Source organism: Flavobacterium sp. RNTU_13 (assembly GCF_046614455.1).
In the GTDB taxonomy this organism is placed as follows: domain Bacteria; phylum Bacteroidota; class Bacteroidia; order Flavobacteriales; family Flavobacteriaceae; genus Flavobacterium.
Genome location: NZ_JBKJHB010000002.1, coordinates 244,275 through 261,228, shown reverse-complemented (window position 1 = coordinate 261,228; position 16,954 = coordinate 244,275). Strand labels below are relative to the sequence as shown.

21 protein-coding genes are annotated in these 16,954 nt (G+C 41.2%); 12 read left to right on the top strand and 9 right to left on the bottom strand.

Annotation, left to right across the window (positions count from 1 at the left end; genetic code table 11):
• Positions 1 to 39 precede the first annotated feature (39 nt).
• The 4 genes from lpdA to ACLI08_RS06210 form a co-directional block, all read right to left on the bottom strand.
• A complete protein-coding gene (gene lpdA, locus ACLI08_RS06225) occupies positions 40 to 1,428 on the bottom strand; it encodes a dihydrolipoyl dehydrogenase (RefSeq protein WP_411427599.1) in 1,389 nt (462 codons plus the stop codon).
• A gap of 250 nt (positions 1,429 to 1,678) precedes the next feature.
• Positions 1,679 to 1,993 (bottom strand): rhodanese-like domain-containing protein, encoded by a 315-nt coding sequence (locus ACLI08_RS06220; RefSeq protein WP_411427598.1) that lies wholly within the window; start codon positions 1,991 to 1,993, stop codon positions 1,679 to 1,681.
• Positions 1,994 to 2,030: 37 nt separating this feature from the next.
• Positions 2,031 to 2,648, bottom strand: a complete 618-nt coding sequence (locus ACLI08_RS06215) for a thioredoxin family protein (RefSeq protein ID WP_411427597.1) — start codon at positions 2,646 to 2,648, stop codon at positions 2,031 to 2,033.
• A gap of 11 nt (positions 2,649 to 2,659) precedes the next feature.
• A complete protein-coding gene (locus tag ACLI08_RS06210) occupies positions 2,660 to 3,196 on the bottom strand; it encodes a TlpA disulfide reductase family protein (RefSeq protein ID WP_411427596.1) in 537 nt (178 codons plus the stop codon).
• Between the two features lie 235 nt (positions 3,197 to 3,431).
• Here ACLI08_RS06210 and ACLI08_RS06205 point away from each other — a divergent pair, with 235 nt between their 5' ends.
• The 10 genes from ACLI08_RS06205 (at position 3,432) to ACLI08_RS06160 (ending at position 10,945) form a co-directional block, all read left to right on the top strand.
• Positions 3,432 to 3,827, top strand: coding sequence for a MarR family winged helix-turn-helix transcriptional regulator (locus ACLI08_RS06205; protein ID WP_411428008.1), 396 nt, complete (start codon positions 3,432 to 3,434; stop codon positions 3,825 to 3,827).
• Positions 3,828 to 3,852: 25 nt separating this feature from the next.
• Positions 3,853 to 4,491: an NAD(P)H-dependent oxidoreductase gene (locus ACLI08_RS06200; RefSeq protein ID WP_411427595.1), complete on the top strand. Its 639-nt coding sequence runs from the start codon at positions 3,853 to 3,855 to the stop codon at positions 4,489 to 4,491.
• Between the two features lie 33 nt (positions 4,492 to 4,524).
• The gene (locus tag ACLI08_RS06195; protein WP_411427594.1) at positions 4,525 to 5,094 is read left to right on the top strand and encodes a YceI family protein; all 570 of its coding nucleotides are present in this window, start codon (positions 4,525 to 4,527) and stop codon (positions 5,092 to 5,094) included.
• Between the two features lie 105 nt (positions 5,095 to 5,199).
• Positions 5,200 to 5,832 (top strand): porin family protein, encoded by a 633-nt coding sequence (locus tag ACLI08_RS06190; protein ID WP_411427593.1) that lies wholly within the window; start codon positions 5,200 to 5,202, stop codon positions 5,830 to 5,832.
• Positions 5,833 to 5,903: 71 nt separating this feature from the next.
• Entirely contained in the window at positions 5,904 to 7,121 is a 1,218-nt protein-coding gene (locus ACLI08_RS06185; RefSeq protein ID WP_411427592.1) for an RsmB/NOP family class I SAM-dependent RNA methyltransferase, read from the top strand.
• Positions 7,122 to 7,198: 77 nt separating this feature from the next.
• Complete coding sequence (locus ACLI08_RS06180; RefSeq protein WP_411427591.1) at positions 7,199 to 8,284, top strand: endonuclease; 1,086 nt, start codon at positions 7,199 to 7,201, stop codon at positions 8,282 to 8,284.
• Positions 8,285 to 8,383: 99 nt separating this feature from the next.
• Entirely contained in the window at positions 8,384 to 9,139 is a 756-nt protein-coding gene (locus tag ACLI08_RS06175) for a hypothetical protein (protein ID WP_411427590.1), read from the top strand.
• Entirely contained in the window at positions 9,091 to 9,843 is a 753-nt protein-coding gene (locus ACLI08_RS06170) for a hypothetical protein (protein ID WP_411427589.1), read from the top strand. Before ACLI08_RS06175 ends, ACLI08_RS06170 begins: the two co-directional genes overlap by 49 nt.
• Entirely contained in the window at positions 9,795 to 10,406 is a 612-nt protein-coding gene (locus ACLI08_RS06165) for a hypothetical protein (protein ID WP_411427588.1), read from the top strand. The genes ACLI08_RS06170 and ACLI08_RS06165 overlap by 49 nt, the downstream gene beginning before the upstream one ends.
• Positions 10,407 to 10,411: 5 nt before the next feature.
• The gene (locus tag ACLI08_RS06160; RefSeq protein WP_411427587.1) at positions 10,412 to 10,945 is read left to right on the top strand and encodes a hypothetical protein; all 534 of its coding nucleotides are present in this window, start codon (positions 10,412 to 10,414) and stop codon (positions 10,943 to 10,945) included.
• A gap of 26 nt (positions 10,946 to 10,971) precedes the next feature.
• On the opposite strand, the gene ytxJ is transcribed toward ACLI08_RS06160, so the two are convergent.
• Positions 10,972 to 11,364, bottom strand: coding sequence for a bacillithiol system redox-active protein YtxJ (gene ytxJ, locus ACLI08_RS06155; RefSeq protein ID WP_411427586.1), 393 nt, complete (start codon positions 11,362 to 11,364; stop codon positions 10,972 to 10,974).
• 128 nt (positions 11,365 to 11,492) lie between these two features.
• On the opposite strand from ytxJ, the gene clpB reads away from it, so the two are divergent.
• Complete coding sequence (gene clpB, locus ACLI08_RS06150) at positions 11,493 to 14,099, top strand: ATP-dependent chaperone ClpB (RefSeq protein WP_411427585.1); 2,607 nt, start codon at positions 11,493 to 11,495, stop codon at positions 14,097 to 14,099.
• Positions 14,100 to 14,199: 100 nt separating this feature from the next.
• Here clpB and ACLI08_RS06145 read toward each other — a convergent pair whose 3' ends face one another.
• Positions 14,200 to 14,442, bottom strand: coding sequence for a hypothetical protein (locus tag ACLI08_RS06145; RefSeq protein ID WP_411427584.1), 243 nt, complete (start codon positions 14,440 to 14,442; stop codon positions 14,200 to 14,202).
• Between the two features lie 219 nt (positions 14,443 to 14,661).
• Here ACLI08_RS06145 and ACLI08_RS06140 point away from each other — a divergent pair, with 219 nt between their 5' ends.
• Entirely contained in the window at positions 14,662 to 14,862 is a 201-nt protein-coding gene (locus ACLI08_RS06140) for a hypothetical protein (RefSeq protein ID WP_411427583.1), read from the top strand.
• A gap of 3 nt (positions 14,863 to 14,865) precedes the next feature.
• Here ACLI08_RS06140 and ACLI08_RS06135 read toward each other — a convergent pair whose 3' ends face one another.
• The 3 genes from ACLI08_RS06135 to ACLI08_RS06125 are packed head-to-tail and all read right to left on the bottom strand — an operon-like array spanning position 14,866 to position 16,846.
• Entirely contained in the window at positions 14,866 to 15,549 is a 684-nt protein-coding gene (locus ACLI08_RS06135) for a response regulator (protein ID WP_411427582.1), read from the bottom strand.
• Between the two features lie 12 nt (positions 15,550 to 15,561).
• Positions 15,562 to 16,332, bottom strand: coding sequence for a sensor histidine kinase (locus ACLI08_RS06130; protein WP_411427581.1), 771 nt, complete (start codon positions 16,330 to 16,332; stop codon positions 15,562 to 15,564).
• Positions 16,322 to 16,846 (bottom strand): hypothetical protein, encoded by a 525-nt coding sequence (locus tag ACLI08_RS06125; RefSeq protein ID WP_411427580.1) that lies wholly within the window; start codon positions 16,844 to 16,846, stop codon positions 16,322 to 16,324. Before ACLI08_RS06125 ends, ACLI08_RS06130 begins: the two co-directional genes overlap by 11 nt.
• Between the last annotated feature and the right edge of the window lie 108 nt (positions 16,847 to 16,954).

The following is a 16,954-nucleotide window of genomic DNA, read 5'->3' as shown; positions in this document are numbered from 1 at the left end:
TTGTTTAGAATGGAACGCCACATAATCTGAAATCTGAAATTACAGGTGAATTACCTCATCATAAGCAGCAGCAACAGCTTCCATCACCGCTTCGCTCATGGTAGGGTGCGGGTGAACTGCTTTTAGTATTTCGTGGCCTGTTGTTTCAAGTTTACGTGCTACAACAGCCTCAGCAATCATATCGGTAACGCCCGCACCAATCATATGGCAGCCCAGCCATTCGCCGTACTTAGCATCGAATATTACTTTTACAAAACCATCCGGAGTACCGGCAGCCTTAGCTTTACCTGAAGCCGAGAACGGGAATTTACCCACTTTGATTTCGTAACCTTTTTCCTTAGCTGCTTTTTCAGTAAGCCCTACCGAAGCAATTTCTGGAGTAGCGTAGGTACAGCCCGGTATGTTACCATAATCAAGCGGCTCTACGTGTAAGCCTGCAAGTTTCTCCACACAAAGAATACCCTCTGCCGAAGCTACGTGTGCAAGCGCCTGACCCGGAACCACGTCGCCAATAGCATAATAACCCGGTACGTTTGTAGCGTAGTACTTGTTTACAAGGATTTTATCCCTGTCTGTAGCAATACCTACATCTTCAAGGCCTATGTTTTCAATGTTTGATTTAATACCTACAGCCGAAAGCAGTACGTCTGCCTCCAACACTTCTTCGCCTTTAGCGGTTTTTACAAACGCTTTAACACCGTTTCCTGTAGTATCTATACGCTCTACAGATGAGTTTGTCATAATCTCGATACCCGACTTTTTAAGCGAACGCTCAAATTGTTTTGATACATCCTCGTCTTCTACCGGAACTATGTTTGGCATAAACTCTACAATGGTAACCTTAGTACCCATAGCATTGTAGAAGTGGGCAAACTCTACGCCTATAGCGCCAGAACCTACTACTATCATGCTCTTAGGCTGCTCAGGAAGCGTCATGGCCTGGCGGTAGCCTATTACTTTTTTACCGTCCTGTGGCAGGTTAGGCAGTTCACGGCTGCGTGCACCTGTAGCAATAATAATGTTATCGGCACTGATTTCGCTTACTTTTCCGTCAGCATCTGTAACCTCAACTTTTTTGCCCGGTTTTACTTTACCGTAACCGTATATAACTTCAATTTTGTTCTTTTTCATAAGGAACTGAACACCTTTGCTCATACCCTCGGCTACGCCACGGCTACGTGCTACAACAGCGCCAAAATCCTTGTCAAACTCTTTTACGGTAAGGCCGTAATCAGATGCATGTTTCAGGTAATCAAATACCTGTGCACTTTTAAGCAGTGCTTTTGTAGGTATACACCCCCAGTTAAGGCAAATGCCACCAAGGCTTTCTTTTTCTACAATGGCTACCTTAAAGCCCAGTTGCGATGCCCTAATAGCAGTAACATAACCACCCGGGCCGCTGCCTAGAACAATGATATCGTATTTCATCAGCTCGTAAATATTTCGCGTTAAAATTTGTGCGCTACGAAATTAAGGATTTATTTGGAATGAGGGAAATGTTTTAGGGAATTGTGAAGGGGTTGATACGTGGATTTGTTAATTTGTTAATCTGATAAAATGATAAAAGACTCACACTAATTTCACGAATTAGCACAAATCAGTTCGTGTTAATTCGTGAAATTAGTGGCTAAAAAAAATCCGCCCGAAGGCGGATTCTTAATACTATAAAAGATAAATTTTACTCCGGTGCTACTAAAGGGCCATCCCAAGCCATGATTCCACCACTAAGGTTAAAGGCTTTTTCAAAACCAAGCTGGCTCATAAGTCCGCATGCGTTACCACTGCGCCCACCCGAACGGCAGTACACGTAATAACTCTTGGTTTTATCCAGCGCATCTATGGCATTTATAAACTCCTGCCCCTGAAAAATATCTATATTAATGGCTCCGGGTATAATACCCTCATTCCATTCCTGCAGGGTGCGCACGTCCAGTATTACCGCATCGGCGTCTGCCTGTGCGCCATCCCACCACTCTTGCTGATTTAAGTCCATGTAAAAAATGTTTGTTTGTGTTACAGCCGTAAAGGTATTATGCTTTTATGGAACAGCCAATAGCCTTTGTTTCTTTTACCGGCACCTCTTTACCGGCAAGCAGTGCATTTACGGCGTCTTCTACATAATGTTTTTTAGCCAGCTTACCATCTTCATAGTTGTCATCTATAGCACCTATGTACTTTACTACGTTGCCGTTTGCAGTTTTTTGTAGCACGTATACATGCGGGGTTTTGGTAGCGCCGTATTGCGGATAAATTTTTTGGCCCTCATCCAGCAGGTACGGGAAACTGTACTTCTTCTCTTTCGCACGCTTCTGCATATTTTCAAAGCTGTCTTCGGCTACCTTGTCCGGGTTGTTAGGGTTAATGGCAATAACCGGATAGCCCTTTGCCTTAAACTTTTTATCGAGCGCCAGTACGCGGTCTTCATACGCCTGTGCATACGGGCAGTGGTTACAGGTAAACACCACTATAAATCCTTTGGCCGACGTAAAATCTTTAAGGCTTACCTTTTTACCATTAATGTTTTTAAGGCTGAAATCAGTGGCTACGTCGCCCACTTTGTAACCTGCTGCGGGAGCATCGGCAGTGGTAAAGGCTGCAAGCGCGCCCATTATTAAAACCAGCGAAAGAAATTTTAAAGTCTTTTTCATTATTGTAGTTATTATTTATGAATTGTATTCAGTTCTTTTTCCAGTTCGGCAAGGGTAAACGAGCGTTCGTAAAACGACCGTTTGTCTTTATTGTAAATTACCGTTGCCGGGATAGCCCCACTCCAGTCGGCATTTACCTTTGGCACCCAGGTGTTTTGGTCGGGGTCGCGCATTAGCAATACCTTGCTTTTTATTTTCTGGCGTTCTATAAAGGGCAGTAACCGGGTTTCGGCCTGCTTAGGCATATCAAGGCTTACCAAAATAACTTTTACCTTTTGCGACTTGTATTTTTGGGCGAGTTGCTCAAAAGCGGGCAACTCTTTTACGCACGGCACGCACCACGTAGCCCAAAAGTTTACCACATAAGTAGTATCGTTTTTTTGGTTAAGAAAGTATTCCAGCCCATCCCACTCGTAGGCTTTTACAGTGGTTTTACCGTTAGTGTATACCTTTACCGGCTTAGGTTCTCCCGCCCTGCTCCGCGCAGAAAAGGCTGTTGCCAGAATAAAAATTGCCAATAAAGGGATTAGTATAAGTATCTTTTTCATGTTTGTAAATGCCTTGTGGCTTTTATTTAAAGTATAAAATTACCCCAAAAACAGGCTGTCTTTTTCTGTTAACAAAAAATTAACAACCGTTTTAACGGCGGATATTCTTTTTACACTTACATTTGTATATACAAATATTGTAAATACAATTGTTGAGAATACAAATGACCTTGAGCTAATGAAAATTCAGGATGTAATAAAAAGCCCTAACATGTCTATAGAAAAACAGGTACTTATGAACCTGATCTATACTGCACGCCTTATGGGCGAAATGGTGCAAGACACTATGAAGGCGTACGACCTGAGCCAGGAACAGTTTAATGTACTGCGCATATTAAGGGGGCAAAAAGGAAACACGGTAAACATGTGCGTAATACAGGAGCGCATGATAGCCAAAACCAGCAACACTACCCGCCTGGTAGACAAGCTGCTGCTAAAAGGCCTGGTAAGCCGCGAAGTATGCCCGGGTAACCGCCGTAAAATGGAAATAGGCATTACAGAAAAAGGCCTGGAGCTGCTTAAAAATCTGGATCCGTTGGTAGAGGAAGCCGAAAACAGGTTTGCAAGAAACCTTTCTGCCGAGGAACTGGAAACGTTAAACAGATTGCTGGAAAAATATAGGAAACAATAATATATAATAGCACATTATATTCATCATGAAAAATTATTTAGATAGTCAGAAATGGCGTTATGCCACAAAAAAATACGATACCACTAAAAAGGTATCGGCAGAAGACCTTGCCCTGCTAAAAGAGGCGGTGCAGCTAAGCGTATCTTCTGTAGGCCTTCAGCCTTACAAGGTGTTTGTTATTGAAAGCCAGGAAATGAAAGAAAAACTTGCCGCAGGCGCCAGCGGAAACAACGCTACGCTTTTTAAAGAGTCATCTCACATTTTCATTTTTGCCAATGAAGTGAACGTGGGCAATGAGCAGGTAGACAAATACATAGAAAACGTAAGCGAAGTACGTGGTATACCTGTAGAGGCAGTAGCCGGTTTTGGCGATTACATTAAAGGCTTTATAGGTACCCTTACCGAAGAGCAAAAAAACACCTGGACTGCCAAGCAAACTTATATAGCACTGGCAAACCTTATACACGCTGCGCCACTACTTAAAATAGACGCAACACCTATGGAAGGTTTTGACCCTGCAACTATAAACGAAATACTTGGGCTAAGTGCACAAGGGCTTAATGCCTCGCTTGTAGCCACCATAGGTTACCGCCATGAAGAAGATGCTAACCAGCATTTTATAAAGGTACGTAAGCCTGAAAATGAATTATTTGTAACAATTTAATTATACCTTTTAATCCTAAAATTTTAAACACAGATGAAAAATCTAAAATCAATTGCTATCGCTCTTGTAGTGGCGCTTACAACTCTTACTACTACAGCACAAACTAAAAAAATCGACGTTAAGAAAAGTACTATTGCATGGGTAGGTAAAAAAGTAACCGGCCAGCACAGTGGTACTATCAGCTTTAAAGACGGTGCTCTTACCTTTAAAGGTGGTAAAGTAGCCGGTGGTGCTTTTACTGTAGACATGAACTCTATTAACTGTACAGACCTTAAAGCAGGTGAAGGTAAAGAGAAACTTGAAGGCCACCTTAAGGCAGACGATTTCTTCGGTACTGACAAATATGCTACTGCTACAATTAAATTTACTTCTGTAAAAGAAAAATCTAAAGGTGTTTACACTGTTACTGCAGACCTTACAATTAAAGGTAAAACTGCTCCTGTAACTTTTGACCTTACTGCTGGTAAAAATGCTGCTTCTGCTGCATTTAACATCGACAGGACTAAATACGACATTAAATACGGTTCTAAGAGCTTCTTTGAAGGCCTTGGCGACAAAGTAATCTATGACGAGTTTGAAGTTTCTGTAAAACTTGTATACTAATTACAGATTTTAAATTGATATGAAAGCCGTTCCGAAAGGAGCGGCTTTTTTAATGTTAAAAAAACAAAACTATAGTTTTTTTCATATATTTGAAAAAACCAACCAATGAAGAAAATACTTCTCTGCTTACTAATCTTGTTAGCCATAAGTGCATATTCACAACAAAAATTAGGCTTCGTTGTGGGTACGGGATATTCTATGTTTACAAATGGTTTTGCTAAACAAATAAACGGCTCAGACGGGTTGAGTTATCACTTTGGAGCTGTGTATGAACTTCCGCTAAACGCCAAAATAACTTTTCGACCAAAACTGTTATACTCTCAACAAGGCAACAGAACACCAAAAAAGATTAGCTTAGCTTCAATCTTAGATGGATATGAAGAGTCAGACGCGGCTAAATCACATAAACTGGACTACGTGACTTTACCTCTTGATTTTAAATTTTGGAGAAATATATATATAATAGCTGGGCCACAAATAGGCTTCCTTATAAAGCAGGAAAACTACAGCTATCTCCCCCCTAAGATAGATAAAAAAACAGACTTAGGATTACATTTGGGTACCGGTTTTACGGTTAACAATTTCTTTGCCGAACTTAGCGCCTACCAGGGTTTAAATACATTATTTATCTATAAAGAATCCGGCCTCATTAATACAAAAGAAGTACGAAATGCAACCTTGCAACTTAGTGTAGGATATACATTTCGGGTACGTAAGGATGTTGTATTTGAAGACTAACCCACTTGCGTACACATTAAATAGCGAAACATCCGCTAAAATATAGTACCTTTGCAGTTCAATTTTTTGCAATGAGATTACACAGAAATTTATGCTTTACGGTGATTGATTCCCTGGGCTATATTTTTAATGACGGAGAGTATGCCGATAAGGTAGTAGCCCGTGCGCTTAAAAAAGACAAGCGCTGGGGCAGCCATGACCGCAAGTTTGTGGCCGAAACCATTTACGAAATTGTACGATGGAAACGCCTTTATGCCGAAATAGCCGAGGTAAAAGAACCGTATGACCGTGATAACCTGTGGCGTATTTTTGCCGTATGGGCTGTCCTGCGCGGGATTCAGTTACCCGACTGGAAATATTTTGAGGAAACTCCCATACGCCGTATTAAAGGCCGTTTTGACGAGCTTAGCAAAATACGCAAATTCCGTGAGGCCATACCAGACTGGATGGACGAGCTGGGTGTAAAAGAACTGGGCGAAGAAAAATGGAGCAAGGAAATTGCCGCCCAAAACGAGCAGGCTCAGGTAATTCTTAGGGTAAATACTCTAAAAACTACCCGCGAAAAACTTCAAAACATACTTCGCGAAAGCAATATAGAAACCATTACTTTAAAAGAATATCCGTTTGCACTAATACTAAAGGAACGCGCTAACGTTTTCCTTACCGATGCTTTTAAGGAAGGTTTGTTTGAAGTACAGGACGCTTCGTCTCAGCTTGTAGCACCGTTTCTTGATGTGCAACCGGGCATGCGTGTGGTAGATACCTGTGCCGGTGCCGGAGGAAAAACCCTGCACCTTGCTGCCCTTATGGAAAACAAAGGCCAGCTTATAGCCATGGATATCTACGAAAGTAAGCTAAAACAGCTTAAGCTTCGCGCCAAGCGCGACAGCGCCTTTAACATAGAATATCGTGTAATTGAAAACACTAAGGTGATTAAAAAACTACACGAAAAGGCAGACCGTGTGCTTATAGATGCCCCTTGTAGCGGCCTTGGCGTACTAAAACGTAACCCAGACTCTAAATGGAAACTGGAGCCTGAGTTTGTAGATAACATCCGTAAGACACAGGCTGAGGTACTGGAAAACTACAGTAAAATCGTAAAGCCGGGCGGTAAACTGGTGTACGCTACCTGTAGTGTTTTACCAAGTGAAAACGAGCAGCAGGTAAAACGATTTTTAGCCGAAACCGAGATAGGTAAAGAGTTCACTTTTGTACAGGATCGTAAAATCCTGGCATCAGAAGGAGGCTTTGACGGGTTCTATATGGCACTCATGGAGCGAAAAAAATAACTTTACACACATTTGTTGTTAAAATTAAGCCAACATTAATGTATTTGTATTTACATTTGTTGGCTTAATTTTTTTAAATGAAAAAAATAATTACTCTGTCTCTGGGGCTTTTATGCGCCCTAGGGTTTGCTCAGGACGGTGCTCCTGCTGCGCCGTACTACAACGGTTTTAACTTTAACCAAACCGGTATGGCATTAAAGGCGGCACTTGCCGACAAAATTTCTACAACCCACACCCGTCAGTTAACTTACTCACAAGTTTGGGATGCGATTAAAAATACCGACCTCGACCCTAACGATTCTCAATACGTACTACTGCTTTACGGTTTTAGCGCTAATGTGTGCCCTGCATCGCCTTCAGACGACAGCGAGCACCGCCGAAGGCTAAAAGAAAGTAACGGTGGTGCTACCAGCTGCGAATGGAACCGCGAGCACGCTTTTCCGCAATCGTTAGGTAATCCTGAACTTGGGCAAATGGGTCCAGGTGCCGATGCTCAGTTACTCCGCGCATGCGACGTAGACCGCAACGGTGCCCGTGCCAATAAGCCATACGCTGCCGGTTCTGGTAACTCAGGCCCTGTAAGTAACGCATACTGGTATCCGGGAGACGAGTGGAAAGGAGATGTAGCACGTATACTTATGTACATGTACCTGCGCTATGGCGACCAGTGTTTGCCTAAAGTAGCCGCTACAGGCGCAACAGTAGCCAGCGACAGCAATATGCCTGAAATCCTGCTACAATGGAATGCCGAAGACCCTACAAGCCGCTACGAGGATAACCGTAACACCTATCTGGGTAACGCCAACAATACGTACGGACAAGGTAACCGTAACCCGTTTATAGATAACCCTTACCTGGCTACACTTATATGGGGTGGCCCTGTGGCACAAGACCGCTGGGGTATAGCCGGTACGGTAACCGTAAACGACCTTCAGGTGGCGGTATTCCCTAATCCGGCGATAAACCATGAAGTAAACGTGTACACCAGCAACGATATAGAGCAAATTGAGGTGGTAAACCTAAATGGGCAACTGGTACAAAAGGTAAGCAAGCCCCAGGCTGTAAACCATACGTATACTGTAAAAGACCTCCCTACAGGCTTTTATATCTTAAAAATGACATCGGGTAATCAATCTACCGCTAAAAAGGTGATTGTAAACTAAACTTGAAAAACATACTTTTAAAACCTCTGCTTTGCGGAGGTTTTTTTATGCTTGCGAACGAAATATTTAGTTACATTTGGATCAAATCATTACCACCAAATGAAATCTTTACAATGGGCTGCGATACTTATTTCATTAAGCCTTTTAGCACAGTGCCATCCTAAAAAAACCGAAACCAAAGCTAAAGGAATCGTAGCTGCTAAAGACACTGTAGCCTATATTACCTTTGAGAAAACAGCCCCGGTAAACGATAGTTCTGACATTGGCGTTGATTGGAAAACCGAAAAACCCACATCAGAATTTACACTTAACGGTAAAAAACCTCTCGCTTACAAATTTGAACTTCTAAACGATAGCATTGCATTGCTTTCGCAAAGGATTGATGATAGGTGGCACGAGCAGGATAGATCTGAATTTCAGCCATGGCATTGGATTATAACAGAAGAAGGGATAGTATCACAATTTGAAATAAAAGATTTTAATAACGATGGTAACGATGACCTTGTGTGCCTTATTTCAAGTAACGTAAATGCAAACGAGTGGGTATATATTTATCTCAACAATGGCAGTAAACTTATAAAGCTTTATAATACTGCCGATGACGATTATATTTGGGATAACCCTCAGTACAATCCAAAAACCAAAACCATAAACACTGAATTATTTTCAAGTGCATATGGTATCTCCAATACTGCAACTTATAAGCTTGATGATTTGATAGCCAAACCATTAGAAAAAAATGAGTCTGACAGTGCAACAAAGGCTGATGCAATAATAAACAAAACCTATATTGGTAAAAACGGCAAATGGAAACTCGTAAAAACAGAAACGGAAGAAATAACGGAGCAGGAATAATATTAGCTGCCTGCTTAGCAATGTGCATGCTTTCTTGTGTTAAAACAAAAATTGTTCCCCGCAATGTTGAAATTACATTTACATCTGTAATGACCAATGAAGAACAAGATAGCATTAACTGGACATCGGGTAATAAACTACGCAATGAATTTGAATTAAACGGTAATAACCCTATCCGTTGTGCTTTAACCGTCGTTGCCGATGAATCGGTAGTTTTTTCGCAATATATAAACGAGCATTGGCAAACTATAGATACACTTCGTTATTCTGTTCTTCCTGGAGTTACTCCTGCATTTAGGATAACGGACTTTAACCAGGATGGAAACGAAGATTTTATGTGCTGGACACATACCAATGTACACGGGAACGAATGGGAGCAAATTTTCCTTAATAATTCTGCAAAGGGTGAGTTGCAAAAACTCCATACCACGCCAGATGAACAGAATGTGTGGTGCGCACCGCAATACAATGCAAAAACAAAAATAATCAGTTGCACAGAAGTATCTGGTGCGTTTGGGATAAGTTCAGGGTACACATACAAACTTGACGGCTTCGCGGCAGTGCCAGTAAAGAAGGAAGTTCAAGATAACACGCAAATAGATACCTACACAGGAGAAGGAGCAGAAATACGTAAATATAACGGCAAAAACGGCAAATGGAAACTCATAAAAACAGAAACGGAAGAAATAACGGAGCAGGAATAATATTAACAGCCTGTTTAGCAATGTGCATGCTTTCCTGTAGTAAAAAAAATATCCCGGAACAGGTAATTGCTTTTAAGGATTTAAACGATACTACACTTTATGCTGATAGCATTTACTTATACAACGGTATACCCGAAGCGCTTACAAACAGCATAACAAAAAAAGTCCTGGAAGATTACTACAAGCCAAAAGGTTTTTATCCGGAGGGAGCATTGAGCTTAGACTCACTGTTAGGTACAAATGATAGTGTCTCACCACGATGTTTTAATTTACTTGACCTTCGTAAAATAAATATAAAAAACCGTAGGTATCCATTGGGTATCGTTAGGTATTTTAAAGGCGATTGTTTTGAAAACGGCAACCATATACGTCCGCATACCGCCATGATTACGGCTAACGAAAATGGAGATTACATACTTGTAAACGAAGATTTTTTACCCGACCATTATTACATAGATAATATTTTGGGTGGTAATGGTATACTCCACATAAAGGATAGTATACTGGACCGTTCACACCCCCCTACTGCTACACCCTACACCGCAAAAATAATTTTGAAGTAAGCAATATGAAACAAACCATAACAATAATCATCGTACTATTAGCTATAATTGCCGGTTCAGCTGGTACAAGACGTGTAAAAACTTTAGCTAACCCTACTCCCGACCTTGATACATTGTTACAGGCAGATAGCCTTACATTCCTGCAAAAGGGCAATAATGATAACCTTACGTTAGAAATGGCTGAAGTAGCACTACAAGAATACTTTTCTAAGAAAAAATCATTTCAAAGTGGTGACTGGCAAATGTGCACAAGGGTAGACAAGCTTTATAAGCTGCATCTCAATAACGACAGATATGTAGATGCTGTATTACGATACGATATATCGCCTTGTGTAGGCAATGGTCAGTATGTTCCGCATACTGCATTGCTCACCCATATTAAAGGTAAGTACCGAATGATTTCACAGGATATTATTCCTAATAATTTCTTTGTTGATACTGTATATCAAAATGGGAAACAAACTATTATAAAAGGTTCACATGATGATGTAATCAACCAGGTTAGATTGAGAAAATTTACTGCCAGGTTAAATAAATAAGTAAAAGATTAAATGAGCATTTTTTGTTAAATACTCCCCTTTACCTCATTGGCATCAATATCGCCGTGTGATTCATTGTACACAGCAACTCCGTTTTTAATTACAATTACCTGTGGGCTTTGGTGCATTACCCCAAAACGGTTGGCTATTTCGTTGCTAATATCGCGGTGGTTCAGCAGGTCCAGGTAATAGGGTTTGGCGTGCTCCTCCCCTATACTGTAATTGCCTTCAAAACCTTTCAGCGCCATGCGGCTGATACCACATCTGGTGCTGTGTTTAAAAATGATTACAGGTGTTTCTACTGATTCCACTACAATATCATCCAGCTGTTTTATTTCTGTTAAATCGTTCCACTTTACTGCAGAAGTGTTTGTATCTTTATTGTCAGAATTACCGAATATACCACCAAACAAACCCATATTTTTAAATATTTACGACATTTTGACGCTTTTTGTTATAATTTCTACAACCAAAACCGTCAATTCGTCAGATTACACGTATTGGAACATAAATTGTCTTACAGATATCAAATTTAAGAAAATACGATATGAACTTTGCCAATTATACTATAAAATCACAAGAGGCCATACAAAGGGCACAACAAATAGCCCAGAGCTTTGGCCACCAGCAGATAGAAAACGAACACATTGTTAAAGCTATCCTGGAAGTAGACGAAAACGTAACGCCGTTTTTGCTTAAAAAGCTAAACGTAAACGTAGCCCTTTTCGGTCAGATACTAGACAGTACACTGAACAGTTTCCCTAAGGTACAGGGCGGCGAAATGGGAATTTCGCGCGAGGCAAGCACTGCACTTAACGAGGCAAGCAACATTGCCCGTAAAATGAACGACGAGTACGTAAGCATAGAACACTTACTGCTTGCCATATTCGGCACAAAAAGCAAGGTAGCCCAGATATTAAAAGACCAGGGCGTTACCGAAAAAGGCCTCAGAGCTGCCATAGACGAGCTTCGTAAAGGCGAAAGGGTAACCAGTGCCAGTGCTGAAGAAACCTACAATTCGCTAAACAAATACGCTAAAAACCTGAACCAACTGGCTAACGATGGTAAGCTAGACCCTGTAATAGGCCGTGACGAGGAAATTCGCCGTGTGCTGCAAATACTGAGCCGACGTACCAAAAACAACCCAATGCTTGTGGGTGAGCCCGGCGTAGGTAAAACGGCTATTGCAGAGGGGCTTGCACACCGTGTTATTCAGGGTGACGTGCCCGAAAACCTTAAAAACAAGGTGGTGTACTCGCTTGATATGGGCGCGCTTATCGCAGGAGCAAAGTACAAAGGTGAGTTTGAAGAAAGGCTAAAATCAGTAGTAAAAGAGGTAACCTCTGCCGAGGGCGACATTGTACTGTTTATAGATGAGATACATACCCTTGTGGGCGCCGGCGGTGGCGAGGGTGCCATGGATGCAGCCAACATACTAAAACCTGCACTTGCCCGAGGTGAACTGCGTGCTATAGGTGCCACTACACTGGACGAGTACCAGAAATATTTTGAAAAAGACAAGGCACTTGAAAGGCGTTTCCAAAAAGTAATGGTAGACGAGCCTGATACTGAAAGCGCTATCTCTATATTACGTGGTATTAAGGAAAAATACGAGGCACACCACCAGGTACGCATTAAAGACGATGCTATTATAGCCGCAGTAGAACTTTCGCAACGCTATATTACCAACCGTTTCTTACCCGATAAGGCGATTGACCTTATGGATGAGGCCGCAAGTAAACTCCGCATGGAAATTAACTCCAAACCCGAGGAGCTTGATGTGCTGGACCGTAAGATAATGCAGCTTGAAATTGAGATTGAAGCCATAAAACGCGAGAATGACGAGCCGAAGCTAAAATCGCTGGGACTGGAACTCGCCAATCTTAAAGAGGAGCGCAACGAGATATTTGCCCGCTGGAAAAGCGAAAAAGATGTGGTAGACAGCATTCAGGCTACAAAAACAGATATTGAGAACTACAAGCTGGATGCCGAAAAGGCCGAACGCGAAGGTAATTACGGTAAGGTGGCTGAGCTGCGTTACGGTAAAATAAAAGAATCTGAAGAAAAGCTGAACAGCCTGCAACAGCAGCTACAGGAAACCCAAAAAGGCCAAAGCCTTATAAAAGAGGAAGTAACCCACGAGGATATTGCCGAAGTAGTAGCAAAATGGACCGGCATACCGGTAACTAAAATGCTGCAAAGTGAACGCGAAAAGCTACTGAACCTGGAAGCCGAACTGCACAAACGCGTAGTAGGTCAGGAAGAAGCCATTGAGGCAGTAAGCGACGCTGTGCGCCGTAGCCGTGCAGGACTTCAGGACCAGCGGAAACCTATAGGTTCGTTCCTGTTCCTGGGTACCACGGGTGTAGGTAAAACAGAGCTCGCAAAAGCCCTTGCCAGTTACCTGTTTGATGACGAAAACGCCATGACCCGTATAGACATGAGCGAGTATCAGGAGCGCCATAGCGTGAGCAGGCTTGTGGGTGCGCCTCCGGGATACGTAGGTTATGACGAAGGTGGACAGCTTACCGAAGCGGTACGCCGTAAACCGTACAGTGTAGTATTGCTGGATGAGATAGAAAAAGCCCACCCAGATACGTTTAACATATTGCTACAGGTATTAGACGAAGGTAGGCTTACCGACAATAAAGGCCGCCTTGCCGATTTTAAAAACTCGATTATTATTATGACGAGTAATATAGGCAGCCACATTATACAGGAAAAATTTGAAGCCGTTAAAGATATAGACACTGCCATTGAGGCCGCTAAGGTAGAAGTACTTGGCCTGCTGAAACAAACCGTAAGGCCGGAGTTCATTAACCGTATAGATGACATAGTGATGTTTACCCCGCTGAGCAGTGCTAACATCCGCGAAATCGTAGGCTTGCAGCTAAACAGCGTTAAAAAGCTGTTGGCTCAGCAAAGCATTACGCTGGATGCTACGCCGGAAGCTTTGGATTATCTATCTAAAAAAGGGTATGATCCTGACTTTGGGGCACGCCCAGTAAAACGTGTAATACAAAAAGAAGTAATGAATCAACTGAGTAAAGAAATCCTAAGCGGAAAAGTTACTACAGACAGTATTATATTACTGGATAGCTTTGATGGGCAACTGGTGTTTCGTAACCAGAGCCACCTTGTAAACAACAACTGAACAACACTTTTTGATAATGAAGAAGCCACCTGCTAAGGGTGGCTTTTTTTATAATGACAAAACCGACTATAACGTCGGTTTTTAATGTTTTTTAGGTGATTTACCTTGCACTTTTATACATGTAGTATTGCCTTATGGTCATAAACCCGCGCCCAGACCTTCGTCTGCGTACTTCGGCAGCTAACCATACCAGTGCAATAACAAATGATAAACCCGTGAGCAGGTACAGCGCATCGGTAATAAGAACCTGAAAGGCTTTATTACCCAACTTTACATAACCGGAGCCTAACGATGCTCCTAACCCCATAACTGACATTGCCAGAAATACATACACCGCTTTCATGATTAACAGGTTTAAACATTAGCTCTTCAAATATCATAAATTAAAACGCTACATACCAGAACTTTATTACACTATAACATTTCATTCAGAAGGTTTTAACACAACTACCCTTACCCAGTTGAATTAACAAAACTATAAGCGTTAACCTATTGTGAAATAACACATTGTATTACAAAAAAATAAGGAATTTTGAGGTTATAACCTTAAAAAACTGAAACTATGAACCTTAAACGTATATTTGGTGCCGTCCTTACCATTTTAGGTATTATAGGCCTTATTTATGCTGCCTATATTTTTATAAATACCAACACCGGAGAAAGCAGCATTAAAGTGCTGGCTATTTACGGAATACTTGGTCTTATATTCTTTATATCGGGCATTGGCCTTATTAAAGGCACACGCGACAGCAGTGCTATGTAAAAATTAATTAAAAGGTGGGGTAAGTTTGTTTTTATAGGAAAACAGTACTAATCCCACTTTTGACTTTATTCCGAACTTATCAAACAATGCACTACGGTAAGCTTCAATGGATTTTACAGACACGCACATAATATCAGCCATGTGATCGTATGTAAGTTCACGCTCATCGCATACCAGTTTAAGGAATTCAAATTCCCTGGCGGTAAGCTCTATTTTAGGTTTGCTTTCCTGATTTACAGCCGCTATATCAAACTTCTTTACCCGCTTTAATATTTCCATTACGTTTACATAGCCCGTGGTAGCTATAGCATCAATAGCATATTTAATATCGGCTGCGGTACAGTTTTTATGTAAAAAACCACGTGCCCCGAAATAATATGCTTGGTCTATAATAGTTTCATCAAAATGCTGGGTTAGCAGCAACACCTTAAACTCTGTTTTATGCTCTTCTGAAGACTGCTGTAATTCGTCTAAGCGCTTTAGAAGATCTACACCTGTAAGTCCCGGCATAGAGTAGTCTACAATAAGCACATCGGGCACAGATTGTAGTGGTAAAGAGGCTATAAAAGCCGTAGCGGTATCCCACTCTGCCACAACTTCGTAATTCCCTATTTTTTCAAGCAGCTGCGCAAGCCCCTGCCTTACAATTTTATGGTCATCTATTAATCCAAGAGATATCTTCTGCATAACTTATTTGGTTTATTTCTCACTTACACATACTGTTGTACCCGCGGGAGAGGAAGTTATTCTTACGTCCATCCCTACAAGTGCTGCACGGTTTTCAATATTAGCAAGCCCCATGCCTTTGCTACCGGAAGCCTTAATAGCCTGGTAGTCAAAACCACACCCGTTATCGGATACTGTAAATTTAAATCTTGGTTCGGTTTTAATACTAATGGTTACTTCGGTAGCATTAGCATATTTTAAAATGTTGTTGGTTATTTCCTGAAAGATACGAAAAATCACGATTTGCGCATTAGGCGCCAGCGATTTTGTTTCATCGGCATCGGTAACAAAATTAACCTTAAAGGCGTTTAGCTGCGTTAGCCGTTGTGTTTCAGCCTGTATGGCGCGCACTATGTTTTGCTGTACCAGCATTTGCCCGTTTAATGAGTGGCTCATCCGCCGTACCGAATTAGATAAATTAGCAAGCGCATTACTTAAGTTATCTAGTCCAGGCGTTATTTCGGGCGCATCGTATTTTAAATGCTCTACCATAAAATTAAGGTAGGTAAGCTGCTGCCCGGCATCGTCATGTAACTCCCTTGATACGTTTAACAGTAGTTGCTCCTGTGTTTCCAGTATGGTTTGCTTTAGCGTACGCTCGTAATCCAGATCTTTTTCGTAAATCAGTTTGGTGTAATTTTTAACCTTACGGATATATAATTTTATAATGAGTGCACAAAAAAGTATAATAAGGCTAACCAGTAATATACTTACAATAATGCCAAAGGCTACGTTATCTTGCATACTTAGGTTGGTTTACTTTTAAAATATAAATAATTAAAAATGTGTAGTATATAATGTTTACAAAATAGCTTATAAAAGTGTATAAACGCACTAAACCGAACACAAGACTGTTACCAAGCTCATAGTTCCTGAAACTAAACTCAAAACTTAAACCTAAAAAAAACATAACCGGGGCAAAAAGCATTAAATACGACGGAGCCGAAAAAAAGTCGAAATTTTCTCGCTGTAATTGCCGGAAACTTTCTGTAATAAAAACAATAAGATACATAAACGAACCTATTATAAAAGTGTTACAGTTAAAGTTATCTATGCCTTCGCCGAAAATCAGGTTGCAAACGCCAAAAATGAAAAAGGATACGGGTACTAAATAGAGTTGTTTTGTGTAGCCAAATTGTCTTACAATAAGCAACAGCCACAGTGTGTGGTGTAACAGCAAAGCGGTATTGTAAGCATAGTTAATACTAACATTATGGTAAACCAGTATAAGTGACCCTATTTCGCTTAACAGGCTCACTGTAATTATGGTTTTTAGTTCTGTATTATTGCTTAATCCGCGGCGTAAGGCCAGCATTAAAAAAAAAGTAACTAAAACGTACAACTGAACAAAATTTAAGTACCCGTA

Coding starts and splice junctions, on each gene's coding strand:
- ACLI08_RS06130 (WP_411427581.1), bottom strand. CDS start 16,332: ATGCAAGATAACGTAGCCTTTGGCATTATTGTAAGTATATTACTGGTT.
- ACLI08_RS06185 (WP_411427592.1), top strand. CDS start 5,904: ATGAGATTACACAGAAATTTATGCTTTACGGTGATTGATTCCCTGGGC.
- ytxJ (WP_411427586.1), bottom strand. CDS start 11,364: ATGGGTTTGTTTGGTGGTATATTCGGTAATTCTGACAATAAAGATACA.
- ACLI08_RS06190 (WP_411427593.1), top strand. CDS start 5,200: ATGAAGAAAATACTTCTCTGCTTACTAATCTTGTTAGCCATAAGTGCA.
- ACLI08_RS06180 (WP_411427591.1), top strand. CDS start 7,199: ATGAAAAAAATAATTACTCTGTCTCTGGGGCTTTTATGCGCCCTAGGG.
- ACLI08_RS06160 (WP_411427587.1), top strand. CDS start 10,412: ATGAAACAAACCATAACAATAATCATCGTACTATTAGCTATAATTGCC.
- ACLI08_RS06140 (WP_411427583.1), top strand. CDS start 14,662: ATGAACCTTAAACGTATATTTGGTGCCGTCCTTACCATTTTAGGTATT.
- ACLI08_RS06175 (WP_411427590.1), top strand. CDS start 8,384: ATGAAATCTTTACAATGGGCTGCGATACTTATTTCATTAAGCCTTTTA.
- lpdA (WP_411427599.1), bottom strand. CDS start 1,428: ATGAAATACGATATCATTGTTCTAGGCAGCGGCCCGGGTGGTTATGTT.
- ACLI08_RS06210 (WP_411427596.1), bottom strand. CDS start 3,196: ATGAAAAAGATACTTATACTAATCCCTTTATTGGCAATTTTTATTCTG.
- ACLI08_RS06170 (WP_411427589.1), top strand. CDS start 9,091: ATGGAAACTCGTAAAAACAGAAACGGAAGAAATAACGGAGCAGGAATA.
- ACLI08_RS06200 (WP_411427595.1), top strand. CDS start 3,853: ATGAAAAATTATTTAGATAGTCAGAAATGGCGTTATGCCACAAAAAAA.
- clpB (WP_411427585.1), top strand. CDS start 11,493: ATGAACTTTGCCAATTATACTATAAAATCACAAGAGGCCATACAAAGG.
- ACLI08_RS06215 (WP_411427597.1), bottom strand. CDS start 2,648: ATGAAAAAGACTTTAAAATTTCTTTCGCTGGTTTTAATAATGGGCGCG.
- ACLI08_RS06135 (WP_411427582.1), bottom strand. CDS start 15,549: ATGCAGAAGATATCTCTTGGATTAATAGATGACCATAAAATTGTAAGG.
- ACLI08_RS06195 (WP_411427594.1), top strand. CDS start 4,525: ATGAAAAATCTAAAATCAATTGCTATCGCTCTTGTAGTGGCGCTTACA.
- ACLI08_RS06220 (WP_411427598.1), bottom strand. CDS start 1,993: ATGGACTTAAATCAGCAAGAGTGGTGGGATGGCGCACAGGCAGACGCC.
- ACLI08_RS06165 (WP_411427588.1), top strand. CDS start 9,795: ATGGAAACTCATAAAAACAGAAACGGAAGAAATAACGGAGCAGGAATA.
- ACLI08_RS06145 (WP_411427584.1), bottom strand. CDS start 14,442: ATGAAAGCGGTGTATGTATTTCTGGCAATGTCAGTTATGGGGTTAGGA.
- ACLI08_RS06205 (WP_411428008.1), top strand. CDS start 3,432: ATGAACCTGATCTATACTGCACGCCTTATGGGCGAAATGGTGCAAGAC.